The 23,606-nt window shown below is 64.8% G+C and carries 21 protein-coding genes and 1 pseudogene; 11 read left to right on the top strand and 11 right to left on the bottom strand.

The features are described from left to right. Window positions 1-9 precede the first annotated feature (9 nt). The 9 genes from ACE3RX_RS18100 (at window position 10) to parC (ending at window position 7,348) form a co-directional block, all read left to right on the top strand. Entirely contained in the window at window positions 10-213 is a 204-nt protein-coding gene (locus ACE3RX_RS18100; RefSeq protein WP_374486367.1) for a YbdD/YjiX family protein, read from the top strand. A gap of 72 nt (window positions 214-285) precedes the next feature. Next, window positions 286-1,323, top strand: a complete 1,038-nt coding sequence (locus tag ACE3RX_RS18095; RefSeq protein ID WP_374486366.1) for a GTP-binding protein — start codon at window positions 286-288, stop codon at window positions 1,321-1,323. 75 nt (window positions 1,324-1,398) lie between these two features. Further along, window positions 1,399-1,890 carry a hypothetical protein gene (locus tag ACE3RX_RS18090; protein WP_374486365.1) on the top strand — a complete coding sequence of 164 codons (492 nt, stop codon included), beginning with the start codon at window positions 1,399-1,401 and terminating at the stop codon, window positions 1,888-1,890. Beyond that, window positions 1,887-2,237, top strand: a complete 351-nt coding sequence (locus tag ACE3RX_RS18085; protein WP_374486364.1) for a hypothetical protein — start codon at window positions 1,887-1,889, stop codon at window positions 2,235-2,237. Before ACE3RX_RS18090 ends, ACE3RX_RS18085 begins: the two co-directional genes overlap by 4 nt. 511 nt (window positions 2,238-2,748) lie before the next feature. Then, window positions 2,749-3,138: a VOC family protein gene (locus ACE3RX_RS18080; RefSeq protein ID WP_374486363.1), complete on the top strand. Its 390-nt coding sequence runs from the start codon at window positions 2,749-2,751 to the stop codon at window positions 3,136-3,138. Further along, window positions 3,138-3,296 carry a hypothetical protein gene (locus tag ACE3RX_RS18075; RefSeq protein WP_374486362.1) on the top strand — a complete coding sequence of 53 codons (159 nt, stop codon included), beginning with the start codon at window positions 3,138-3,140 and terminating at the stop codon, window positions 3,294-3,296. Before ACE3RX_RS18080 ends, ACE3RX_RS18075 begins: the two co-directional genes overlap by 1 nt. A gap of 7 nt (window positions 3,297-3,303) precedes the next feature. Further along, entirely contained in the window at window positions 3,304-3,735 is a 432-nt protein-coding gene (locus ACE3RX_RS18070) for a hypothetical protein (protein WP_374486361.1), read from the top strand. A gap of 64 nt (window positions 3,736-3,799) precedes the next feature. Beyond that, window positions 3,800-4,825, top strand: coding sequence for a MerR family transcriptional regulator (locus tag ACE3RX_RS18065; protein ID WP_374486360.1), 1,026 nt, complete (start codon window positions 3,800-3,802; stop codon window positions 4,823-4,825). Between the two features lie 162 nt (window positions 4,826-4,987). Then, a complete protein-coding gene (gene parC / locus ACE3RX_RS18060; RefSeq protein ID WP_374486359.1) occupies window positions 4,988-7,348 on the top strand; it encodes a DNA topoisomerase IV subunit A in 2,361 nt (786 codons plus the stop codon). Between the two features lie 75 nt (window positions 7,349-7,423). On the opposite strand, the gene ACE3RX_RS18055 is transcribed toward parC, so the two are convergent. Beyond that, window positions 7,424-7,777, bottom strand: coding sequence for a response regulator (locus tag ACE3RX_RS18055; protein WP_374486358.1), 354 nt, complete (start codon window positions 7,775-7,777; stop codon window positions 7,424-7,426). A gap of 4 nt (window positions 7,778-7,781) precedes the next feature. After that, window positions 7,782-9,479: an ATP-binding protein gene (locus ACE3RX_RS18050; RefSeq protein ID WP_374486357.1), complete on the bottom strand. Its 1,698-nt coding sequence runs from the start codon at window positions 9,477-9,479 to the stop codon at window positions 7,782-7,784. 266 nt (window positions 9,480-9,745) lie between these two features. Here ACE3RX_RS18050 and ACE3RX_RS18045 point away from each other — a divergent pair, with 266 nt between their 5' ends. Continuing rightward, window positions 9,746-12,631 (top strand): EAL domain-containing protein, encoded by a 2,886-nt coding sequence (locus ACE3RX_RS18045; protein WP_374486356.1) that lies wholly within the window; start codon window positions 9,746-9,748, stop codon window positions 12,629-12,631. 76 nt (window positions 12,632-12,707) lie between these two features. After that, window positions 12,708-13,445 carry an SDR family oxidoreductase gene (locus tag ACE3RX_RS18040; RefSeq protein WP_374486355.1) on the top strand — a complete coding sequence of 246 codons (738 nt, stop codon included), beginning with the start codon at window positions 12,708-12,710 and terminating at the stop codon, window positions 13,443-13,445. A gap of 15 nt (window positions 13,446-13,460) precedes the next feature. Here ACE3RX_RS18040 and ACE3RX_RS18035 read toward each other — a convergent pair whose 3' ends face one another. The 9 genes and pseudogenes from ACE3RX_RS18035 to ACE3RX_RS17995 all read right to left on the bottom strand — a co-directional run. Beyond that, complete coding sequence (locus ACE3RX_RS18035; protein ID WP_374486354.1) at window positions 13,461-13,838, bottom strand: hypothetical protein; 378 nt, start codon at window positions 13,836-13,838, stop codon at window positions 13,461-13,463. Between the two features lie 78 nt (window positions 13,839-13,916). Further along, window positions 13,917-15,341, bottom strand: coding sequence for a methyl-accepting chemotaxis protein (locus ACE3RX_RS18030; protein ID WP_374486353.1), 1,425 nt, complete (start codon window positions 15,339-15,341; stop codon window positions 13,917-13,919). A gap of 82 nt (window positions 15,342-15,423) precedes the next feature. Next, a complete protein-coding gene (locus ACE3RX_RS18025; protein WP_374486352.1) occupies window positions 15,424-16,731 on the bottom strand; it encodes a DUF1329 domain-containing protein in 1,308 nt (435 codons plus the stop codon). Window positions 16,732-16,747: 16 nt separating this feature from the next. Beyond that, window positions 16,748-18,742 (bottom strand): DUF1302 family protein, encoded by a 1,995-nt coding sequence (locus ACE3RX_RS18020; RefSeq protein WP_374486351.1) that lies wholly within the window; start codon window positions 18,740-18,742, stop codon window positions 16,748-16,750. A 91-nt stretch (window positions 18,743-18,833) separates the two neighbouring features. Then, the gene (locus tag ACE3RX_RS18015; RefSeq protein ID WP_374486350.1) at window positions 18,834-21,224 is read right to left on the bottom strand and encodes an RND family transporter; all 2,391 of its coding nucleotides are present in this window, start codon (window positions 21,222-21,224) and stop codon (window positions 18,834-18,836) included. A gap of 8 nt (window positions 21,225-21,232) precedes the next feature. Next, complete coding sequence (locus ACE3RX_RS18010) at window positions 21,233-22,222, bottom strand: YCF48-related protein (protein WP_374486349.1); 990 nt, start codon at window positions 22,220-22,222, stop codon at window positions 21,233-21,235. A gap of 144 nt (window positions 22,223-22,366) precedes the next feature. Further along, entirely contained in the window at window positions 22,367-22,558 is a 192-nt protein-coding gene (locus ACE3RX_RS18005) for a 2-hydroxymuconate tautomerase (RefSeq protein WP_079437550.1), read from the bottom strand. A gap of 15 nt (window positions 22,559-22,573) precedes the next feature. Next, window positions 22,574-23,362: a 2-oxo-3-hexenedioate decarboxylase gene (gene dmpH, locus ACE3RX_RS18000; protein ID WP_374486348.1), complete on the bottom strand. Its 789-nt coding sequence runs from the start codon at window positions 23,360-23,362 to the stop codon at window positions 22,574-22,576. Further along, a pseudogene (locus tag ACE3RX_RS17995) lies at window positions 23,359-23,606 on the bottom strand (4-hydroxy-2-oxovalerate aldolase); the annotation flags it as partial. The pseudogene ACE3RX_RS17995 and the gene dmpH, both read right to left, overlap by 4 nt.

Here is a 23,606-nt window from a genome sequence, read left to right as displayed (position 1 = left end):
GAGCACCGCGTGTTCTCAGACCTCGCCCGCGTAGGCAAGTACCTCGGCCAGGCAGCCCGCCTGATGGTGGGCATGCCCGATTACGACACCTACGTGCAGCACATGCGCCTCAACCACCCGGACAAACCGATCATGAGCTATGAAGAGTTCTTCCGGGAACGCCAGGACGCCCGCTATGGCGGCGCCGACGGGCGTACCGGGCGCTGCTGCTGAGCAAGGCGCGCGTCACCTTCGGCCGGTAAGCCCTCCCGGGCTTGCCGGCCGATTTTTCATTGAATCCGGACCATGACCAATCCCCTCGCCATTCCCCGCCCGCCGATCCGCGCCACCATCCTCACCGGCTTCCTCGGCGCGGGCAAAACCACCTTGCTCAACCGCTACCTGGCCACCGCCAACCACAAGAAGATCGCCGTGCTCGAGAACGAGTTCGGCGCCGTGGGCATCGACGGCGGGCTGATCGCCGGCTCACCGGCCGTCGAGATCGTCGAGCTCGCCAACGGCTGCATCTGCTGCAGCGTTCGCGGTGAACTCAGCACCTCCCTCACCGATCTGGCCGACCGCCGCGACAAGGGCGAGCTGGACTTCGAGCATCTGGTCATCGAAACCACCGGCCTCGCCGACCCGGCCCCGGTGGCCCAGGCCTTCTTCGTTGATGAAGGGGTACGCGAGCGCTACGAACTGGACGGCATCCTCGCCGTCGTGGACGCCGTCCACGCCAGCAAGCAGCTCGACGAGAATCGCGTCGCCGCCGCCCAGATCGGCTTCGCCGACCGCGTGCTGCTGACCAAGACCGAACTGGTCGAACCCACCGAGCTGGAAGCGCTGGAAGCCCGCCTCCGCCGGATCAACTTGCGCGTACCGATCACCACCGTTCCCACCGACGCGGATGCCGTGGCTGCGCTGTTCTCTCTCGACGCCTTCGTGCTCACCGACGTGCTGGAGCGCACGCCGGGCTTCCTCTCCGACACGACGCCCAGCGGCCTGCGCCGCGGCGGTGCGGAACGCCAGCCCTTCGTGCGCCACGACGACGACATCGCCTCACTGGTACTACAGCACGCCGGCGACGTGGATGTGGGCCTGATGGGGAATTTCGTGGAAGAGCTGCTGCTCAAGAACGGCAACGACATGCTGCGCTACAAGGGCATCCTGGCCGTGCGCGGTGAGGACAGGCGTCTGGTTTTCCAGGGCGTGCACCGCATCACCGGCTTCGACTACGGCCGCCCCTGGGCTGATGACGAAACACGGGAAACCACCATCGTCATCATCGGTCGGCGCCTCGACGCTGCCGCCATCGAAGCGGGTTTTCGCCTCGCCTGCCGCTGACGGATGGGGCCGCCCATGCTGGCCCCATAATTGCTAAAGCTCTCCGACAACAACAGACAGCCCCCGGAGAGTTTCATGAGCGTTACCGCCCTCAGCGCGGACACCGTCGATTTCGGCAACGTGCCCGACAACATCAACGCCCTGCTGCAACAGGGCGTCGCCATCCATTCTGACGACCCCGCACGCGCCCGTGCCTTCTTCCGCACCGCCATCGAGGTGGCGCCGGACGTGCTGCCGTCCTATCGCTGCCTGTTCAAGCTGCAGAACAAGCTACGCGACTTCGACGCCGCCTTCGAAACCGCTGTCACGGCCCTCGCCCGGGCCTCCGACCAGGCTGCGCTGCCGCGCAACTGGGCGGGATGGAGCCTCGCCGACCTCAGCGCAGCGCCGGCCACGCCGCGTCGCTTCCTGCTCCAGTTCCTGAAGGCCATCGCCTTCATCGAGCTGCGCCGCGGCAACGAGGACGCTGCCGCCAAGGCCCTCGCCAAACTGCAGGAACTCGACCCCGAAGATGGCGCCGGCGGCTCGGTGATCGCCGCCCTCCTCGCCCACGGGGACGCCGCATGAACAACACAAGCGGCGGTCAGGAAGCCGACAAACTCCCGTTCTCGGTCTTGGAAACGACACACCGCGCTCTCGGCCGCCTGCTCACCCTGAAGATCGGCGGTACCCTAACGGTGCGCCTGACGCCCCATGAAGCCCATACCCTTGCCCTCGCGCTGGTCGCGGTGCGGGACGGCAAGAGCGCCGAGACCGAACTCTTCATGAGCCCCATCGCCAGCGATGCGATCTTCGTCGCACCGGTGGGCACGGACGGCATCGCGGTGGAGACGCCTGGTGGGCCGCAAACCATCGACTGGAACGCCGTCGGCCAACTCGCGGCGGCGCTGTCACCGGCAGCCGTGGCGGGATGAAGATTCAACGCACGCTGACACTCACTCGGTCATAACGGCCCTGCTCGTCCATCGCAGTGATGTCCACACGGCCGGTTTCGGTCAGGGTCTGAATAAAAGTCTGGGGCGCAGCATCGAATGTTGCCGGCGGCTCTATCGATGTTGACGGCCGTGCATTCGATGTAGGCGGCCTCCTATGTCATTTGGCACCGTCAACGAAGCAAGGTGTCTCCGCAGCATCAAACATTGCAGCATCAACACGCGATGCGACGACCGCAAAATTCGATCTTCAGCGCTGACTACAAGCATCAGGGTATTGAATGTTCAATATTGATACCTGAAAACTAAATAAGACAACGTGCTCATTCAAAACTGCGGCATCAAGATCGAGTGTTCACCCAGCAACATCTTTAATCGTTGTGCAAGCGAAGCATGTTGCCGGCACTACTGGATATGTTGACGAGCGCGACGATTAATGGCGGCGGCATCATCAGGAATCGCCGTCCAAGCCATCAAGTATCGAGGAGCCCGCATGATCGACCACACAGGCATCGTCGTCAGCGATTTTGCCAAGAGCAAGGCGTTCTATCTGAACGCACTGGCACCAATCGGCTACGTGCTCATCATGGAGCTCCCCGCTTCCGTGACCGGCCATACGGACGTCGCGGGCTTTGGCGAGTTGCCCAAACCCGACTTCTGGCTCAGCCGCGGGACACCCAATCAACCGCCGATCCACGTCGCGTTCCGGGCTCGATCCAGGGCGGAAGTTGATGCGTTCCACAAAGCCGCCCTCGCTGCCGGCGGTACGGACAACGGAGCCCCAGGCCTTCGTCCGCACTATCACCCCAACTACTACGGCGCGTTCGTTCTCGATCCGGACGGGCACAACATTGAAGCGGTCTGCCACGACGCGGAATCGTGATGACTGCCATGCGTCGTCTGGCCGCTCTTGCGTTTGCTCTGCCCTTCTCGATCTCGGCCTGGCCCGCTGATCTGGCGGGACAGTGGGGCTTGAAGATCGAGGACCAAAGTCATCGCGTTAATCCGTGCAACACGAAATACCCCCTCTTCACCGACTGAACGCACCATGTCCACATTCGGAACCCAAGCCCTCCTGATCGGTGGTTTGCTCAGCGCAATAGCTGCTGTGGCACACCTCGCCTGCATCGCGCTCGGTGCGCCTGCCTATCGCGCCATGGGCCCTGGCGAGAAGATGGCGCAGGCGGCCGAGGCTGGCAAACTCCGGCCGACGCTGGTCACGTTGGCAATTGCCGCCATTCTCTTCATTTGGGCCGCTTACGCGCTGGCGGGAGCTGGCGTCATCGCTCCTCTGCCATTCACCAAACTCGCGCTCACTGCCATCTGTGCCGTGTATTTGGGTAGAGCGGTCGCATTCCCGCTTCTCAAGCCAGCCTTCCCTGAGAACTCCCAAACCTTCTGGCTTGTCTCGTCCGGCATCTGTCTTGCGATTGGGCTAGTGCACGTCTGCGGCGTCATTGCGCTATGGTCCGCCCGGTAGGGGCTTGACCCTCACGCCACGTCAGGCCCCAGCCTTGTCGCACGCATGAAACGGGGAGCATTCGATGTTGCTTAAAGTGGGCGATCTCGCAAGGCGTTGCGGACTCACCGTCCGGACACTGCATCACTACGACGCCATCGGCCTGCTTGCTCCGTCTGCGCGCTCCGAGGCCGGTTATCGCTTGTATGACCGGGACGACATCGCCAGGCTGCATCAGATCCAGGCCTTGCGTCGTTTCGGCCTGTCCCTTGCCGACATCGGGGCTGTACTGGCAAGGCCCGACTCCTCGCTTGCGTCCATCGTGCGGCAGCAGATCGACATGCTCGACAAGCAGATCGAGCAGGCGATGGATTTGCGCAGCCGGCTTTCCCGCTTGCAGGGTCAGTTGCTGCAGGGCGAAGAGCCGGAGCTTGCCGAATGGCTGACGACTTTGGAAAGGATGACCATGTACGACAAGTATTTCTCGCAGGACGAACTCGCCCGGCTGCCCCTCTATCAGGGTGGCAAGACCGCAGAAACGGAATGGCGGGCCTTGGTGGATGAGGTGCGTGCGCTGATGGACCGCGGGGTCGCACCGCAGAGCGAAGAAGCGCAGGCCGCATCGAAGCGCTGGATGGCGCTGGTGGAACGCGATACGGGCCGTGACCCGCGTCTGCTCGCCAAGCTGAACGCGATGCACCTCAACGAGCCCTCGGTACAGGCCCAGACCGGCATCACGCCGGACGTGCTGGCCTTCGTGCTGCAGGCCAACGCGGAAAGCAAGCTGCGCATCTACGCCAAGTATCTTTCGCCCGAAGAGTTCGCCTTCATGCGCGAGCACTACGGCAAGCACACTTACGAATGGCCGGAGTTGATCGGTGCGCTGCGCGAGCAGCTGGAGCAAGGCAGTGCGCCTGACACCCCGGCGGTGCGGCAGTTGGCCCTGCGCTGGCTGTCCTTGTTCCGCTCCTATGCAGGCGATAACCCGGAGACCCACGCCAGGATTCGCCTGGCCCATGAGAAGGAGCCCGAGCTGATGGCGGGCAGCCTGATCGACGCGGCGCTGCTGGGCTTCGTGAAGGACGCCATGACTCATCTCAAACCACGCTGAAGGGCACGCGCACAGGCCGTCCGCAACGCGGATGTGCCTGTCGCCGCCCTTATACAGCAGGCGAAGCGCGGTGCCTGTGGTATTTTTGCGGCCTTCGTCGCGCCAAGCCCGGCGCGCGCAACTCCGGCGGCCCCTGCGCCGCCTGCCGCAACACACAGCACCATGAACGAAACTCCGGATCTTTTCGATTCCCTTCTGCCGGAGGCGGACGAGCCGCCGGCACCACCGCCGCCCCCCGCGGCCCCCTTGCAGGGCAGCGACGACGCCCTGCCCCTCGATCAATATGCAGAGCGTGCTTACCTCGCCTACGCGATGAGCGTGGTGAAGGCCCGCGCGCTGCCGCAGGTGGAAGACGGCCTCAAGCCAGTGCAGCGCCGCATCCTGTTCGCGATGAACGAGATGCGCCTGTCGCCGGCCTCCAAGCACGTGAAGTCGGCCCGCGTGGTCGGCGACGTGATCGGTAAGTACCACCCCCACGGCGACAGCAGCGTCTACGACGCGATGGTGCGGGTGGCCCAGGATTTCTCGCTGCGCTATCCGTTGGTGGATGGCCAGGGTAACTTCGGTTCCCGCGACGGCGATTCCGCGGCGGCGATGCGGTACACCGAATGCCGCCTGACGCCGATTGCCGAGCTGCTGCTGTCGGAGATCGACCGTGGCACGGTGGATTTCCGCCCCAACTACGACGGCGCGTTTGAAGAGCCGCAGCTGCTGCCGGCCCGCCTGCCCTTCGTACTGCTCAACGGCGCGTCCGGCATTGCGGTCGGCATGGCCACCGAGATCCCGTCACACAACCTGCGCGAGGTGGCCGACGCGGCGATCCACGCCATCGAGCATCCGGCGGCCAACGTGGCTGACCTGATGCAGCACATCAAGGGCCCGGACTTCCCCGGCGGCGGCCAGCTCATCTCGCCGGCGGCAGACATCCGCCAGGCTTACGAGAGCGGCCGTGGCAGCCTCAAGCTGCGCGCCCGCTGGGTGATCGAGGATCTGGCCCGTGGCCAGTGGCAATTGGTCATCACCGAGCTGCCGCCGGGCGTGTCGGCGCAGAAGGTGTTGTTCGAGATTGAGACGCTGACCAACCCGCAGCCCAAGACTGGCAAGAAGTCCATCGACGCCGACCAGGCCCAGCTCAAGGCGCTGATGCTCGGCGCCCTCGACCGGGTGCGTGATGAATCGGGCAAGGATGCACCGGTGCGCCTGGTCTTCGAGCCGAAGAGCCGCAACCAGGACGTGGCCGAGTTCGCCAACCTGCTGTTGTCCCACACCAGCCTGGAAACCTCGGCGTCGATCAACCTGGTGATGATCGGCCTGGACGGCCGGCCGGGGCAGAAGAACCTGGCCGACATCCTGCACGAATGGGGCCGCTTCCGCGTCACCACGGTACGCCGCCGCTCGGTGCATCGCCTTGGCCAGGTGAACGACCGTATCCACATCCTGGAAGGCCGCCACATCGTCTTCCTGAACATCGACGAGGTGATCCGCATCATCCGCGAGTCGGACGAGCCCAAGCCGGCGTTGATCGCCCGCTTCGATCTGTCCGACCGCCAGGCCGAGGACATCCTGGAAATCCGCCTGCGCCAGCTGGCCCGCCTCGAAGGCATCAAGATCGAGCGCGAGCTGGCCGAGCTGCGTGGCGAGAAGTCCGAGCTGGAAGCCCTGCTTGCCGACGAGCACAAGCTGCGCAAGCTGGTCATCAAGGAGATCCGCGCCGACGCCGCCAAGTACGGCGACGCCCGCCGCACGCTGGTGGAAGAAGCCGCCCGCGCCGGCGTCACGCAAACGGTGCTCGACGAACCGGTGACGGTGATCGTCTCCGAAAAGGGCTGGGTGCGCTGCCGCAACGGCCACGGCGTGGATCTGGCCAACGTCAGTTTCAAGGATGGCGACCGCCTCGGCGCAGCCTTCGAGTGCCGCAGCGTGGATGCGCTGATCGCCATCACCGACGGCGGCCGAGCGCTGACAGTGGCGGTGTCGACGCTGCCCGACGGGCGCGGCAACGGCTCGCCGTTGGCGTCGCTGATCGAACTGCCCACCGGCAGCAAGATCGCCCACATGCTGGCCGGCCCCGCCGACAAGCGGGTGCTGCTGGCCAGCACCGACGGTTACGGCTTCATGTGCCGCCTTGCCGACATGACCGCCACCAAGCGCGCCGGCAAGCAGTTCGTGACCATCGACGACAAGGCCAAACTGCTGGCGCCGGTGCTTTTCGACGATGCCGCCGATCTGCACCTGGCGGCGCTGTCGTCGGACGATCACCTGCTGATCTTCGGCCTCGACCAGATGAAGGAGCTGTCCGGCGGCGGCCGTGGTGTGATCATCATGGGGCTCAATGACGGGCAGACGCTGGCCTCCGTCTGCGTGGCCTCCGAGTCGATCACCCTGCTCGCCAGTACGCGTGGCGGCAAGGCGGTGGAGAGCACGCTGCCGAAGAAGGAGTGGGAGAACTGGATCGGCAAGCGCGCCCGCAAGGGCAAGCCGGCGCCTGGGCGTTCCCAGGCCAGCGCACTGCGCGGCGACTGACAGGCTTGGCTCTGTGGGGGCGAATGAATTCGCCCCCACAGTAGAGATCCCTCCAGAGCCCGCTGCGGCTCCCCGCTACGGGAGCTTCAGCGCATTCAGCAGGCTTTGCCGGTTGATCGGCTTGATGAGAAGCTCGTCAAAGCCGGCGGCAAGGATCTCGCTGCGCTCGCTCGGCAGCGCATGGGCAGTGTAGGCGACGATGTGCAGATGGGCCCAGGCCGGTTCTTGGCGCAACTGGGCACACACTTCCATGCCGCTGACGCCGGGCATGCTGATGTCCAGCAGAACGGCATCGACGGGGCAGGTCCTCAGCACGGCCAGCGCGGCCTCGCCGCTATCCGCCTCGAACACTTCGCACCCCGCCTGCTTCAGCAGAACGCTGGGCAGCGTGCGGTTGATCTTCTGGTCGTCAACGATCAGGACTCTCATCGGCTTACACCTGCTCGGCCACGGGATGGCTGATCAGCGGCAGGCGAATGACGAATTCGCTGCCCTCACCCAGCCGGGACGTGAGGCTCACATCCCCACCCATCAGTTTAACCAGTTCCTGGACCAATGCGAGGCCTAGACCGGTGCCCTGGTGTCGGCGGGTCAGGAAACCATCCACCTGGCGGAAGCGTTCGAACACATGGGGCAGCATCTCCTCGGGAATGCCGCTGCCGGTGTCCGTCACCGCAAGCCGCAGCGCGTCGCCGTCACGCCCAACCTGCACGCGTACGCTGCCTTTGTCGGTGAACTTGATCGCGTTGTTGATCAGGTTGTTGAGGATCTGGGCCAGCCGTGTCGTATCGCAGACGAACTCGGTCGGCGCCTCCGGCGCGATGTCCACCCGCAGCTCCAGCCCCTTCTCCTCGGCCGGCGGATAGTGGGTCCGCACGATGCGCTCGATCAGGGGCTGCAGTTCTTCCTGGCTCAGGTCCAGCTCCATCTTGCCGGACTCGATCTTGGCCAGGTCGAGGATGGAATTGACCAGTTCCAGCAGGTGATGGCTGCTGTCGAGGATGATCCCGGCGAACTCCTTGTTGGTGTCCTCAGAGGTGTCACGCAGGAACTCGGCGTAGCCCATGATGCCGTTCAGCGGGGTGCGTAGCTCGTGGGACATGGAGGCGAGGAACTCCGATTTCATGCGGTTGGCTGCCTCGGCCTTGATCTGGCTGTCCCGCAGGGCTTCGGAAACGCGGTACTGGCGGTTGAGCAGGTAGATCGACAGGCCGCCGAAGAGCAGCACCACCAGCGTCATTCCCCCTGCGTAGATCATGTAGCCGCGTCGGCGCTCGTGGAAATCAGCCAGGGCTTCGTCCTCGTCCACGCCGACCGCCACGGCCAGCGGATACTCCTTCAGCGCCCTGTAGCTGTAGAAGCGCTTCACCCCGTCCGCTACGCTAGTTGAAAGGTAGCTCCCGCTGGCGGCCGTGTCCCACACGCTCATCAGCGGGCTGCCCTGGATGTTCTGGCCGACATCGTTGTTGTCGCCCACCCGCCGGGCCCGCACGATGCCGTCGCGGCCAACCAGCGACACCACGCTGCGCCGGCCTAGCTCCACACCGCTGTAGAAATCGGAGAAGTAATAGGGATCGACCGAGATCACCACGACGCCGCCGAAGCTGCCATCCGGCTTGTTGATCCGCCGCGTCATCTGGATCGACCACTTACCCGACGCACGACCCAGCACAGGCTTGCTGATGAACAGCTGGTTGGTGTCCCTGTCCTTGTGGACGCGGAAATGCTCCCGGTCCGACAGGTCCATTGTTTTGTGGTTGGGCAGGTTACTGAGGATGTACATGCCGTGCTCGTCGATCACCCCCAGCTGGTTGAAGATGCTGCTGATGATCATCCCCTCCCGCACGTATTCGGCGATATTGACCTTGTCGCCGTACTTCTCGTACTGGAACTTGAGGAACAGCACCGCCTGGTCGACGCTCTTGATCGTGCGGATCGTGTGTTCCTCGAAGGCCCGCGCGAGGTTGAGGTTCTCGGTATTGACCGAGTGGATGACCATTTTCTCTTCCGCCGCCGCCTTGTACAGGACGGCCCCCCAGATCAGGCCGATCAGGGCCAGGACGAGAATGAGGATCGGCGCGAACAGGCGCACACGACGGCCGGCAGTGAGCGGAGCGAAGGACGAAGGCATGGAGTCGGGAAACCAAGGGGGTCGCCCATCGCTCGGAACCACACGGGACTCCGACGGGCGCTGCTGACGATATCGGCAGCTGCCAGGGTGTCTTGAGCGCGGCGCGCCCCAAAAAAACGGCACTCGGGTCGCCATTCTACCGGCTGGCGCGCGCGAAAACGGGAACGCACAGGTAGAATACTACTTTAGATATATATTGCGACGCTGTTCACATAATTTGGCGTTTCAACGCCCACAATAAGCAGCCAGAGCCCCGACAGCCCGTAATGAAATTTCACCTGACCGACCGCAACCTGCCCCGTTACCACCTTTTGGGGACACTGATCGTGGTCGTCACCCTGGCCGTCGCGCTGGGTGCCAGTTTCCTGTGGATCGGCGTCAACCAGCACCACCAGAGCATCGACCGCCTCGAGCGCGGCTTTTCCACGCAGAAGCAGGAGCGACTGCGCAGCGAAATGGCCGCCGCCATCGGCTACCTGGATTTCGTCCACTCCCGCACCGAGATGGTGTTGCAGGAAGCCCTGCGCGACCGCGTCGACATGGCGATGCAAACCGCCCAGGCGATCTACGAGCGGGAGCGCGGCCGCCGCCCCGAGGCCGAGGTGAAGCGCCTCATCGTCGAAGCCCTGCGCCCTCAGCGTTTCTACGACGGACGTGGCTATTTCTTCATCGACGGCCTCGACGGAGAGTGCATCCTGCTGCCGATTGCGCCGGAGCGGGAAGGCCGCACCCTGTGGGACAACCAGGATGACAGCGGCCATTACATCATGCGCGGCCTGGCCGAAACCGCCCGCAACAAACCGGACGGCGGCTACTCGACCTATCGCTGGTACTCCCCCGACAACCCGAAGGAGATGTCGGACAAGCTGGCCTACGTGCGGCTGTTCAAGCCCTACGGCTGGGTCATCGGAACCGGCGACTACCTTTACAAGTGGCAGGACATGCGCATGCGCGAAGGGCTCGAGCGCCTGCGTGCCTGGAAGTTCGGCGATACCGGCAGCTTCGTTGCCATCAGCCAGGACGGGCAGCTGCTGCTCCAGCCCCAGTGGCCGGAATTCGAGGGTAAGCACTTTACGGAAGTGGGCTCGCCGGACGAGCAGAAGGTCCGCGCCGCGCTGATCAAGCTGGCCAGCGAAGGCGGTGGCTTCCTGCAATACCCCTGGCTCAACCGGTCCAGGAATATCCAGAGCCTGCGCACCGCCTATGTGCAGGTGTACCGTCCCTGGAAGATGGTGGTGATCGCCTCGGTGTTCGAGGAGGAGATGCAGGGGGCCTTCGATTCCGAGCGGGCCGCCATGCTGCAAGCCCTGTCCCGGCAGATCCCCTTCCTTTCCATCGCCGCGCTGAGCGCCATCCTGCTGGCCATTGGCGCGTCGGTGCTGTTCTCCCGCTGGATGAGCGGCCTGCTCGGCAACTACCGACGGGAGCTAGACGAACACGCCCAGGCTCTGGAGAAACAGGCCAAGCAACTCCGCCTCGCTGGCCATGTCTTCGAGAGCAGCAAGGAAGGCATCGTCATCACGGATCCGGAAACCCGAATCCTCGCGGTCAATCCGGCCTTTTGTGCGATCACCGGCCGAACCCCCGACGAAGTGGTCGGCCAGCGGCCCAGTGTGCTGGCGTCCGGCGAACACGACGGGAACTTCTATCGCAACATGTGGAAGTCCATCCGGGAGACCGGCTCATGGACCGGGGAGATTCGCAACCGCCGCAAGGATGGCGTGGTGTATCCGGAACTGATCAGCATCAGCTCGGTGCGCGACCAGGCCGGCAAGGTACTGCACTACGTGGGCACCTTCCTCGATATCACGGAACGCAAGGAAGCCGAGGAGCAGATCCGCCAGCTGGCCGAGTACGACCCGCTGACCCAACTGCCCAACCGCAGCCTGCTGCACGAGCGCCTCAACGAAGCCGTCTCCCAGGCTCGGCGCGAAGCCCGTCAGGTCGGCGTATTGTTCATCGACCTGGACCGCTTCAAGAACATCAACGACTCCCTCGGCCACGCGATTGGCGACCGCGTGCTGCAGGCCGTGGCCGACCGCCTGCGTCATCTGGTGCGCGAAAGCGACACCGTCAGCCGCCTGGGCGGTGATGAGTTCGCGGTGGTGTTGCCCCATCTCGATGGCCCATCCCATGTGCTGCCGGTGGCCCGCAAGATCCTAGCCACCCTCAGCCAGCCGTACTATGTGGACGAGCACGAACTGCAGCTCACCCCCAGCATCGGCATCACGCTCTTCCCCGACAACGGTCAGGACAGCGAGACCCTGCTGAAGAACGCCGACACGGCGATGTACCATGCCAAGAACAACGGACGTAACAACTTCCAGTTTTTCACCCCGGAGTTCAACGAGTGGGTCATGGAGCGCCTGCAGCTCGAAAACGGACTGCGCCATGCCCTCGCCCGCAAGGAGCTGCTGCTGCACTACCAGCCCCAGGTGGACCTGGCCAGCGGCGCCATCGTCGGCTGCGAGGCACTACTACGTTGGCAGCCGGCTGGCAGCGCGCTGGTCCCGCCGGACCGCTTCATCCCAGTGGCCGAGGAAACCGGCCTGATCCACGGCATCGGCAGCTGGGTTCTCGACGAGGCCTGCCGCCAGCTGCGCGCGTGGGATGTCGCCGGCGCCCGCCCCATCCACATGGCGGTCAATGTCGCGGTGCCCCAGCTCCGCCAACGCAACTTCGTCGGACTCGTGCGCGACACCTTGCAGCGCCACGGCCTCAACCCCCAACGCCTGGAAATCGAGGTAACGGAAAGCGTCTTCCTGAGCCACGACGAGCAGATCCGCGAGACCCTGCAGGGCCTCGCCGACCTGGGCATACAGCTGTCCCTGGACGACTTCGGCACCGGCTATTCCAGCCTGTCCTACCTGCGCAACTTCCGTTTCGACGTACTGAAGATCGACAAGTCCTTCGTCTCGGAGCTGCACTGCAACCAGGACGACATCACGCTGATCCGCGCCATCGTCAGCATCGCCCGCGACATGTCGCTGGTGACCGTCGCCGAAGGCATCGAGTCAGAGGAGCAGCAGCGCATCCTGAACGAACTGGGCTGCACGATCGGCCAGGGCTACTACTTCTCGCGCCCGATCGGCGCGGATCAGCTGGGCGGCCTGATCAGCCCAGCCGTGGCGGAAAGTTCGCTCGCTCAATAAAAGTCCCCAAAAGCAGGCACACCCCGCGGGGGCGAAGAGCGGCTAACATCCAGGTTCCGAAACCCGATCGCGCCCCATGATCAAAGCCCTTCTCACCGGACACAGCCGCGGCCTCGGCGCTGCGATTGCCGACGCTCTCCTCCGCCGCGGCATTCCGCTGCTGGCCCTGGCCCGGAGCGGCAATCCGCAACGGTGCTCCACCTATCCGGATTTGCTGCGGGAAGCATCACTCGATCTCTCCGACACCCCATCCCTGGAAGCCTGGCTGAACACGCCGTCGCTACGCGACTTCCTCGCCGACGCGGAGACCGCACTTCTGATCAACAATGCCGGCCTGCTGCAACCGGTAGGGCTGGTCGGCGAGGCCGATGCCACGGCCATCGCGCGCGCAGTGGCTGTCAATGTGACGGCACCACTGCTGCTGACCAATGCCTTCGTCGCCGCCACACGGCAAAGCGCCGACCGGCGTGTCGTACATATTTCCAGCGGTGCGGCGCGCAGCCCTTATGCGGGCTGGAGCGTGTATTGCGCCACCAAGGCGGCACTGGATCACCAGGCGCGGGCCATGGCCGCCGAGCACTTGCCCGGCCTGCGCGTCGCCAGCCTGGCGCCGGGCGTCGTGGATACCGGCATGCAGGCGGAAATCCGAGCCAGCAGCGTCGAACAATTTCCGCAGAAAGGGCGTTTCGAAGCATTGAAGAGCAGCGGCCAGCTGACCTCGCCGGACAAGGCCGCGCAGCGCCTCGTGAATTACCTGCTCGGGCCGAGCTTCGGCGATGTGGTGGACGGCGACCTGCGCCATCTGCCGGACTGAAGGCCCGCGCCAGCCTCAGCCTTCGATCGGCGTATCGAGCATGCGCTCGCACTCCACCATCATCGTCTGGCCGACGTCGGACTGATGGTTGGGGTCCAGCGCTTCCATCATCTCGTGGGTGATGTGCAAGCCCACCTCGCGGGACACCGAACCCGCCACTTGGCGGGCCAGCTGGTCGCTCAATTCCGACAGATGCTTGCGCTCATCCAGCGGCAGGCTGCGCTTTGAACGCCCCAGCCAGTCGGCAACCAGCGTCGCGCCCTGGGCCGCGGTCAACCACTGGCCATGCTCGTAATGCACCGACAGGCGCTCGGCAGTGAGAGCGAAGATCAGCGCCACGCGCAACCCCCGCTCCGTCACCGCAGAACGCAGCCCCTTTTCCAGACTGCTCATGCGACAGACTCCGTTTCTCGATGGGGCCGACCATAACACGATCACCGCCCCACTCCGGGTTCCGCAGTCGCCGCCAGACTAGGTGCTGACGGACGGGCAGGCGTTGGCGAGCGCACTGTAGGCGTCCTTCAAGCCCTTGTAGGCGGGTCTGACCTCTCCGATTCCAGTCGTCCGTACCCACCCCAGCTCGCCGGCACGGGCCTGCTGCAGCATGCGGCTGCGGACCTGGCGGTACTGCCGCAGCGCGTCCTTGAAGCCTTGCACCACCTGCCGCCCGGCCGCGTGCTGCACGCTGCGCTCGATCTGCGTGAGCTGCGCATCGACGACCCCATCCAGCGCCTCGATGCGCTCCACGTGCGGCAGCGCCTGCTCGCGGTTGCGCGAATTGACCACCAGAATGCTGTTGGTGCGGGTCTCCTCGATGGCATCGAGCAACGCCACCAGCGCATCACGGCGCACGTCGATGGCCACGCTGAGGCCATTGAGCTCCACCAACCCGGTCATCAGCTGGCGCAGGCCGGCATCGCAGCCATTGACCCGCTCGTCGAGGGCACGCGCCAGGCCAGCCACGCCGCCCATCTCGTCCACCAGGCGGCCGCCCGAGGCCGCTTCGCCGTTGGCCCGGCTGACGATGTTCTCGACCGCCGCCATCGTCTGACTGGCGCCATCGGCGATCGCCGCCAGGGTCTCAGCCGCCTCGCCGGTGCTGTCGGCGCTGGCGCCGGCCTGTTCCTTCACCCGCGCCAGCAGCACGTTGAGCCCGTCGCTGCCGCTCTCGATGGCGGCGATGATCTCGCCGACGCTGACCGTCGCCTCGCTGGTCCGCTCGGCAAGCTTGCGCACCTCGTCGGCCACCACCGCGAAGCCGCGTCCCTGCTCACCGGCCCGCGCCGCCTCGATGGCCGCGTTGAGGGCCAGCAGGTTGGTCTGGCTGGCGATGCCCTGGATGATCTGCACGATCTTGCCGATCTGCTCGATGTGCGCATGCACGCCGGCAAACTCCTGCCCCACCGCACCGACCACACCGGCCAGCTCGCGCACGCTGTCCGACATCTCGGCCACCCGGCCGCCGCCGGAGGAGGCCCGGGCGTGGGCGTCGGCGGCGATGCCGAGCAGCAGCCCGGCCTCCGTCGACACGGCGCCAATGCCAGCCGCCATGCCATTGACCGCAGAAGAAGCAGCCAGCGCCAGCTCCGACTGCTGGTCGGCGGTCTGCACGACATCGGTGAAGGACGACACCAGCGTGCCGGAGGACACCATCAGGTCGCGGGCCAGTTCGCCCATGCGGCGCGCCGCCGCCACCTTTTGCTGCAGCAGCCCTTCGAGGCGGCGCACCGAGTCGGCAGCGCTGGCCGACGCGCTCGGATCGTCGAGCAGGCCGCGGATGTCGTCCAGTTGCCGCTGCACCTGGCGCAACGGGCGGCGCGCCAGCGCAAACGCCAAGGCGCAGGTGGCCAGCACCAGAATCAGGCCGACCCCGGAAACGAGAATTTCAGTCGTCATGAAAAGCTCTGCATAAGGGGAAAAAAGGCCAGCCGGCGGATGCTCCGCGGGCTGGCCTGAAGTCATGCCATCAGCGGATCAATCAATCGCCGCCGCGCATGTACTGCACCTGGAACATGGACGGCGGGTTCAGCTTGGCGTCCACCTGGCCCTTGAACTGGCCGGTCGTGCAGTGCTTGCTCTGGACGTCCACCATCGAGAAGGCGTCGTCGATGCCGATACCAGAGCCCTTGTTGAGCGGCAGGTGGTGATCCGGATGGGACTTGCCGACCATGAAGACCTTCCACAGCTCGCCCTTGCGGTCGTAGATCTCGTTGGCACCGTTCAGGTTGCCGAGCTGGGCGTCCATGTAGAACACGCGCTTGGAGACCGGGTGGTTCGGATTGACCGGCGCCGCTTCAAGCACATAGACCTTGCGCAGCTGCCACGTGCCTTCGTGGAAGCAGCCGCCCTGCCCGCCGAAGTTCACGTACTTGTACCCGTCACCCTCGGCCGGCATGTCGCCGGCCAGCTTCAGGTCGCTGTGGTTCCACATGGGCAGGATCACGTTCTTGGTGCCCTTGTAGGTCCACTTCATGTCGGAGATGCGGCCGTTGTAGCCCTCGAAGTCTTCGATCATCAGGTCGGAGCCGAGGAAGGCGTCGGTCGTCTGGCCGGTGGCGAGACGGCGCACGCGGCGCTGGAAGCCCAGGTACAGGTAGGCGTCATCCAGCTTCTGGTCATCCTCGTAGCGCTGGATCAGGAGCTGGGTGTTCTTCAGATCCTGGGGCTCGAGCACCTTCATGTAGATGGCGCGGAACAGCTCGGACGGGTTCGGCGTCACTTCCGGCATCGGCGCATCCTTCACGCGGTGCTTGAAGTTGAGGAAGTGCATGTTGAGCTTGAGGGTCTTCTCGACCTGCCCGGTCTGCATGTTGCGGTACTTCCAGTAGAACGGGTAGATCGCTGCGTTGTCACCCCAGTTCACGCCGTACTTGTAGTTCCAGGCCAGCTTCTCGCCGGCACGCGGGTCCTTGGCATCCGGCTCTTCCGGGAACGGACGACCGGCCACATAGCCTTCGATGTCGCCGTTCTTGGCGCCGAGCTTGGCCTTGCCGAGGTTCTTGCGGGTCGCCTCGATGTAGGGCTTGGAGAGCTCGAACTGAGTCGTCGGGCCGACCTTGATCTCGAACAGGCCGTCCTTGAGCAGCTTGAACACGCCGGCCGGGAGCACGTCCTTGAACTGGTCGGCGTTGCCCTTGTTGATCACCGTACCGGCGCTCAGACCGGCGGCCTTGGGGAACCCGCCTTTGTAGGGGTTGAAGGTGTTTTCCACGTCGGCTTCAGTGGCGGCGTGGGCCAGGCCGGAGGCGAGCACGGCCAGAGCCGCGGCGATGAAGGTCTTTTTCATATTTGTGTCTCCTCGATCAGAACTTGTAACGCATGGTCAGGTAGATCTCGTCTTCGCGCATCGCGGCACCGATCGGGCCGGCGCGGAAGCGGCCGAGGGGCTCCATGCCGGCCAGGCCACGGGAATAGGCCACCATCGGATCCCCCGGATAGGAGCCGGACGTGAAGGGCGCGAACGGGTTGCACGAACGGCAGTCATCGAACTCGTTGCGGCCGTTGGAACCGCCCTTGAAGTTGGCGCCGAAGGTGAACTTCAGGTTGTCGGTGGTGCTCCACTCCACCGCCGGGGCGATGGCGTGGGAGCGGGCGCGGAAGTCGCGGGCGATGATCAGCTGCGGGCTGATCCGGTCACCGGCCATGAAGCCCTTCATCAGCAGGGTGCCGATCACGTTGTCCTTGAAGTCCGGAATGCCGCGCATGCCCATCGACGTACTCTCCAGCTCATGATCGAAGATGTGCTGCCAGAACAGCTGGCCGGAGAACAGCGTGGTGCGGTGCGGGTTGATGAAGGGAACGAACATCGGCCGATCGACGCCGATCACGCTGCGCCACACGCGGTTCTTGGAAAACAGCTCGGGCTTGATGGTGTTGGCGAACTCCTCGCCCCAGGTCATCGCGCCTTCGAAGCGGAAGGCCGCGCCCAGCGTCTCCGACTGGAAGTCCAACGAGCCACCCAGCAGGTTGACCCGCGGGAAGTTCATGTCGAAGGAGATCAGGTAGGGCCAGGCATTCTGGTACGCGCCGGTGAAGGAGTTGGTAGCCCGCTTGCCGCCATGCAGGGACGGCAGTTGCGAGCGGTAATGCAGGGCATTCACCGAGAAGGACAGGCCGCCCATCGTCACGCCTTCGAACTTGCCGCCGATCTGGGTGTTGGCCAGGCTCCACTTGGGCAGGTTCACGTCGGCCAGGCCGATCTGGCCGGGGCCGAAGTTGGTCGCCAGGTAGGTGTTGGGCGCAACGTTGGCAAAGTTGGCCACGGTGCCGCCGTTGTCCCACAGGTTCTTCATGCCGCGGAAGAAGCAGCCCGCGTCCAGCGCCACGTTGGGCGTACCGCACTGGCCCAGGTTGTTGGCGCGGAACTGGTCCACGTTCCAGATCAGCTGCAGGTTGCGGTCCTGCATGGACTCGCTGGCGCCCATCCGCCATTCGGCCTGGGCGATCCACATGGGGATACGGATATCCTGAAGCTCGTCGTAGATGTTGTTACGCGAGAAATCGACGGGGTTGACCACGTCGAGCACCCGGAACAAGTCGGTACGGCCCCACACCACCTGCTGCTTGCCGAGCTTGAGGAACAGTTCCTGGCCACCGCCGATGTCGATGCTGTTCTTCACATAGGCTTCGCGGATGAAGTCCAGGCGGCTGTTGAACTCGGGAAACTCCAGCTCACCGAGGTTCTTGTCGCCATAGCCGCCAAAATCGGCACAGCCGCGGCTGTCCACGTTGCACGGGCGCACCGGCGTCGCAAAACCCACGCCGCCGTTGGTCTTGTGCCAGCGGTCGCCGAGGACGCGCAGGCCGGCGTTGGGATTGTTCGGATAGGAATCCATGAACACATTGCCCGGCAGACCGAGCCCAGCCACGGCCGTGTAGCCGATCGGGCCGGCCGGGGAGGTAGTGCCCCAAGGCACAGTGGTCTGCGTGCCCCCCAGAATGCTCTGCGAGGTAATTGCACCGCCGGCGTCCTCGCCGTACTGGCCCTTGTTCATGCGATACACGCCGTCCCAGCTGCCGCGGAACACGCCGTGGAAGGCCCAGCCACTGGACAGCTTCTTGTCCGCCTCGACCTGCATGGTGTTGCGGAACTTGGACAGGCCGACCACCTTGCCGGTGTCGTCACGGCCGCGGAAGGCGGTATGGTTCTCGTAGAAGGTGTCGACCTTCCACGGCTCGGCGCTGCTACCCATGTCGGGCAGGTTGTCCTCGGCGAAAGCCTGGGATGCACAGGCGGACGCCACCGCCAGTGCGCAAAGGGTGAGAGCCGGTTGTGCCCGGTTTGATCTGTTCTTCATGGTGTCTCCTCCTTGAATTTTCGATTGCGGCCGGAGCAAAGCCGGCCGCCCTCCCTAGAATCGATAGGCTTGGCTGTGGTGGGCTTTCCTCCTAGTCGTTCTCGAGCACGCCATCCGCGTCGTAGTGGGCGGCGGTGACGAACTTCGGTTTGAACACCACGCACCAGGACGGCACGATCAGCACCGCGGCGATGGCATTGACGATGAGCATGAAAGACAGGAGCACCGCGGCATCCGACTGGAAGCGCAGGTCCGACATGAAGATCCACATCACGACGCCGGCGATCAGCGTGGCGGCGGTGAAGCTGACCGCGTAGCCGGTGGTGGCCACGGCGCGGATCACGGCCTGCTTGATGTCCTGCAGTACCGCGTATTCCTCACGGATGCGGTCCATGAAGTACACCGCATAGTCGATACCGACACCGACGCCGACAGCGATCACCGGCACGGTGTTCACATTGATGCCGATGCCCGCGGCGCCCATGTAGGCATAGGTCATCAACGTGGCGAACAGCATCGGCAGGACCATCAGCCAGCCGGCGTGCAGCGAGCTGTAGTAGATCATCACGATCACGAAGGCGATCAGCATCACGGTCGGGATGATGATCATGTGGTCGGTGTGCAGGGCCTGGTTGCCGGCCGCCGTCACGCCGACGATGCCGCCGCCGAGCTCGATGTGGATGCCCTTCACGTCGGCCTCGATCAGGCGCTTGCCCTCCTCGGCCAGCGCGACGACGCGGTTGATGGTGTCGGCCTGGTGGTCCTTGTAATAGAAGACCATGTCGGCTTCGTTCTCGTCGGCGTTTACGAACTCCTTCAGCGCACCGGGGATCGGGCTGGCCGCCATGTACGCGAACATCAGACCGCCCACTTCGTCGGCGGTGTCCGGCACCTGCATCCAGCGCGGATCGTCGTTGTGGGTCAGCTTGTTCACCACCCGCAGCACGCCAGGAATCGCCTTCGCGCCGCCGAGGGTCGGATCGGACAGCATGTGGGCCTGGAAGCGCTCAATGGCCGCCATCACTTCCGGACGCTTGATCCCGCCCTTCTCGTCGGTGCGCATCAGCACGTGCAGCTCCTCGGAACCGGGGAAGCGCGTGTTAATGGCCTTGGTGGACACGTTGAAGTCGTGATTGACGTGGAGCAGCGGGGAGCCAGGCTCCGACTCGCCAAGTTGGACCTTGCCGACGAAATACAGGCCGCCGACGGCGCCGATCAGCGTCAGCAGCAGGATGCTGCGGGCGCCGCCGTCCGTGCCGCCGGTACGGGCCATCGCCGCGCCGAGGAAGTTGCGCACGCCTTCGTTGGCATTGACGGTGTTCTTCGGCGCCGGCAGCACGGTGAGGGCCAGCGGCACCATGAAGTGCACCGTGAAGATCACCGAGAAGCCCCAGAAGCCGGCAGCCAGGCCGAGCTTGTGATTGAACGGTGCGGCGCCGAGCACCAGCACGGCGATACCCACCGCGTCCACGATGATCGCCAGCGAGCCCGGCCGGAACAGCGCGTCCAGCGCGTTGCGGGCGGCCTTCTGGCCGTTCTTCACGATGGCCAGTTCCTCGTAGTAGCGCACCACGAGCTGCACGCCGTGGGAGGTGGCGCGAGCCGCGATCAGGAACGGGATCGGCAGCGACAGTGGCTCAAGGTTGATGCCCATCAACGCCATGAAACCCAGGCCCCAGATGGACGACAGGGCAATGCCAAGCAGCGGCAGCGCGATGCCGTACAGGCGGCGGAAATAGATCACCAGCAGGAAAGTCAGCAGCGCCAGCGTCCACGCCAGGATCTCGACGATCTGGTTGAGGTAGGTGTACACCCAGCCGGTCAGCACCGGGTTGCCGGTGACGTAGATCTTGTGGCCGGGACTGGCAAGGGACTCACGCACCTCCTGCAGGGCAGCAAAGGTCTTCGGGTAGTCGATGTCCGCCTCATTGAGCTGGGCCTTGATGAGGGCCGCCTTCAGGTCGGGGGACACCAGCAGGCCGTAGATCGTCGGGTTGGCGATCACGTCCTTCTTCAGCTGCTCCAACTCGGCCACCGTGCGGCCGCTCTTCATCGGGTCGTAGTAGGACTCGGACGCGAAGCCGCCCTGCTCGTCAAGGAAGATCTTGCGGGCGGTACGGTGGGTCAGGCTGTTGACCAGGTTGTGGTTGACGCCAGGCAGGCTGTCCACGCCCTGGGTGGCCTTGTGGATCAGGGCCAGGGTTTCGTCGTTGAAGATCGTGCCCTTCTCCACCTCGATCGACATCACGATCATGTTGGCACCGCCGAAATTCTCTTTCAGGCGGTTATAGGTCTGGATGTAGGGGTGGTTCTGGGGCAGCAGGTCGGCGAAGTCGGAATAGATCCGCAGCTTCGGTACCACGGCGCCAAAGAGCAGCGTGACGAGAAAGATGAGGGACAGGACGATCTTCGGGTTGGCGAAGATCCACGCCTCGCCCTTGTGCAGGGCGTGGGTAATGCGGTGACGGGTTTGGCTGACCATGATGCGCCTCAGTGGGCCGCGGAAGCGACGAGCGGTTGGGCCTGGGTACCGATGAGGCGCAGCAGGCCTCCCGGTCCGCCGGCGACGATGGCGTGTTGTTCGGGCAGGGACACGGCGGCGGCCAGGAAGACCGGCGCGGCATCCGGGTAGGCCACGTTGCGCCACGTGTTGCCTTCCAGACGGGCGACGACACCGCCGGCGCCGACGCCGTATGGCACGCCCTCATGCATGAACAGTCGGTACAGCGGAGCGCGGCTCGCATTGGTCTGCTTGGCCCAGCTCTTGCCGCCGTCGGTGGTATGCAGGATCTGGCCGGCAATGCCGCTGACCCAGCCTTCGGTCCGGCTGGCAAACAGGCTGGCATAGGGATAGAACTCGTCGGGCATCTTGCCCTGGCGCGCCCACGTGGCGCCGCCGTCAGTGGTGCTCGCCACCAGGCCGAACTCGCCGGTCGCGTAACCGACTTCCTTGTCCACCATCTGGATGCCGGTGAGCTGAGCGTCTTCCTGCAGGTCGGTAACCTTCCAGCTGGCGCCCGCGTCGGCGCTGACTGCCAGTGTCGCGCCGGTACCGGCGACCCACCAGCGACCTTCCCCGTCGCAGCTGATGGCCAGCGGCGTGCGCGGCTTGTCGAGGGACACGGACTTCCAGCCGCTGCCGGAAGGATCAGCGCTCCAAACCTTGCGGAAGAAATCCACCGCCACGAAGCGCCCGTCCGGGCAGGTGGCGATGCCGATCACCGAGGCGCCGGCCAGCGGCTGGCGCTTCCAGGTACGTCCCTGGTCACCGGAAACCAACAGAGCCCCACTCTGGGTTCCAGCGACGACGAACTTGCCGTTGCTGGCAAGGGCCTGGGTGGTGTCATAACGTTGAACGGGCTTGGCCGACTCGCTGGCGACTCCGGAGAGGTCCGGCGCAGCGTGGCAAGCGGCAAGAAAGGTAGTCGCACTGGCGAGCGCGACCATGCCGCGGGCGCGGCATTCGAATCTGACTTTCACTGGGTCTCCTCCAGCTGTTTTGTTTTTGGGCCCAAAACGGCCCCGCTCCATGACTAAAGCCTGGAGTTCTTGTTGTTGTGCGAAGTCACTCGCCCGAATTGTCAGGAGCCGACGGCGGGCTTCGCCGCCGGCCCCGGGAAAAGATCAGCGTCCCAGATCTTTCGCGCTGACACCGGCGATGCCCCAGTTGGCCTTGGGCACATCGTGGATCCACACGCGGACGTTCTCCTGCGGGGCGCCGACCGCCTCCACCAGGGCCTGGGTAACCTTCTCGATGACCGCCCGCTTCTGTTCTTCGGTACGGCCTTCAATCATGTAGATCTGCGCGAAAGGCATGCTTATCTCCCTTGCTTACTTGAAACGGATGGACACTGAACCCATGCCCTGAACACGCAGGGTCACGTTGTCACCGGCGTTCACCGCCACGGCTTCGGTGATGCCGCCGGACAGGATCAGCGCACCGGCAGGAATTTCCTCGCCACGGGCACCGAGGTGGTTGGCGAGGGCCGCAATGGCCGCTGCCGGATGGCCGAGCACCGCTGCGCCGGCACCGAAGGCCACCGGCTCGCCGTTCTTCTCCATCACCACGCCAACCGTGCGCAGGTCCACTTCGCTGACCGGCAGCGGCTGGCCGCCGACCACGAAGCGGGCCGACGAGGTGTTGTCGGCGATCACGCTCTTCAGGTCGAACTTGAAGTCGCGGTAACGGCTGTCGATGACCTCGATGCCGGGGATCACGAAGTCGGTGGCCGCCAGCACGGCGCCGATGTGGCAGCCCGGCCCCTTGAGGGCGTGCTTCATCACAAAGGCGATCTCCGGCTCCACCTTCGGGTGGATCAGCTCGGACACCTTCACTTCACCGCCGTCCGGCACCGTGCCGTAGTCGGTGATGAAGCCAAAGACCGGCGTCTCGACGCCCATCTGCTTCATCTTGGCGAAGGACGTCAGGCCGGCCTTGAGACCGACAATGCGGGTACCACGGGCGACCTTGCGGGCCTTGATGGTGTCCTGGATCGCGTAGGCATCGTCCCAGTCCATGTCCGGAAACTCGTCGGTGATCTTGACGGTGTCCTTGGCCTCGAGCTCGCAGTTCTCCAGGTGCTCGGCGAGGCGCGCGATAGTGGCTTGGTCGAGCTTCATACCGTCAGCCCCCGCTCGCGTGCCATGGTGATGGCCGTATCCTCGATCATGTCCTCCTGCCCGCCGACCATGCCGCGACGGCCCAGCTCGACCAGGATGTCGCGCGCCGGCACGCCGTACTTCTTGGACGCGCGCTTGGCGAACAGCAGGAAGGAGCCATACACGCCGGCGTAGCCGAGGGTCAGCGCGTCGCGGTCGATGCGGATCGGGAAGTCCATGATCGGCACCACCAGGTCTTCGGCGA

Origin of the sequence: Zoogloea sp., from assembly GCF_041914405.1 — a bacterium.
In the GTDB taxonomy this organism is placed as follows: Bacteria; Pseudomonadota; Gammaproteobacteria; order Burkholderiales; family Rhodocyclaceae; genus Zoogloea.
The sequence above is the reverse complement of the archived record's forward strand: the minus strand, read 5'-3'. Positions and strand labels throughout refer to the sequence as shown.

Coding starts and splice junctions, on each gene's coding strand:
- ACE3RX_RS18090 (WP_374486365.1), top strand. CDS start 1,399: ATGAGCGTTACCGCCCTCAGCGCGGACACCGTCGATTTCGGCAACGTG.
- ACE3RX_RS18020 (WP_374486351.1), bottom strand. CDS start 18,742: ATGAAGAACAGATCAAACCGGGCACAACCGGCTCTCACCCTTTGCGCA.
- parC (WP_374486359.1), top strand. CDS start 4,988: ATGAACGAAACTCCGGATCTTTTCGATTCCCTTCTGCCGGAGGCGGAC.
- dmpH (WP_374486348.1), bottom strand. CDS start 23,362: ATGAAGCTCGACCAAGCCACTATCGCGCGCCTCGCCGAGCACCTGGAG.
- ACE3RX_RS18005 (WP_079437550.1), bottom strand. CDS start 22,558: ATGCCTTTCGCGCAGATCTACATGATTGAAGGCCGTACCGAAGAACAG.
- ACE3RX_RS18065 (WP_374486360.1), top strand. CDS start 3,800: ATGTTGCTTAAAGTGGGCGATCTCGCAAGGCGTTGCGGACTCACCGTC.
- ACE3RX_RS18035 (WP_374486354.1), bottom strand. CDS start 13,838: ATGAGCAGTCTGGAAAAGGGGCTGCGTTCTGCGGTGACGGAGCGGGGG.
- ACE3RX_RS18075 (WP_374486362.1), top strand. CDS start 3,138: ATGACTGCCATGCGTCGTCTGGCCGCTCTTGCGTTTGCTCTGCCCTTC.
- ACE3RX_RS18040 (WP_374486355.1), top strand. CDS start 12,708: ATGATCAAAGCCCTTCTCACCGGACACAGCCGCGGCCTCGGCGCTGCG.
- ACE3RX_RS18025 (WP_374486352.1), bottom strand. CDS start 16,731: ATGAAAAAGACCTTCATCGCCGCGGCTCTGGCCGTGCTCGCCTCCGGC.
- ACE3RX_RS18055 (WP_374486358.1), bottom strand. CDS start 7,777: ATGAGAGTCCTGATCGTTGACGACCAGAAGATCAACCGCACGCTGCCC.
- ACE3RX_RS18045 (WP_374486356.1), top strand. CDS start 9,746: ATGAAATTTCACCTGACCGACCGCAACCTGCCCCGTTACCACCTTTTG.
- ACE3RX_RS18015 (WP_374486350.1), bottom strand. CDS start 21,224: ATGGTCAGCCAAACCCGTCACCGCATTACCCACGCCCTGCACAAGGGC.
- ACE3RX_RS18030 (WP_374486353.1), bottom strand. CDS start 15,341: ATGACGACTGAAATTCTCGTTTCCGGGGTCGGCCTGATTCTGGTGCTG.
- ACE3RX_RS18085 (WP_374486364.1), top strand. CDS start 1,887: ATGAACAACACAAGCGGCGGTCAGGAAGCCGACAAACTCCCGTTCTCG.
- ACE3RX_RS18050 (WP_374486357.1), bottom strand. CDS start 9,479: ATGCCTTCGTCCTTCGCTCCGCTCACTGCCGGCCGTCGTGTGCGCCTG.
- ACE3RX_RS18080 (WP_374486363.1), top strand. CDS start 2,749: ATGATCGACCACACAGGCATCGTCGTCAGCGATTTTGCCAAGAGCAAG.
- ACE3RX_RS18095 (WP_374486366.1), top strand. CDS start 286: ATGACCAATCCCCTCGCCATTCCCCGCCCGCCGATCCGCGCCACCATC.
- ACE3RX_RS18070 (WP_374486361.1), top strand. CDS start 3,304: ATGTCCACATTCGGAACCCAAGCCCTCCTGATCGGTGGTTTGCTCAGC.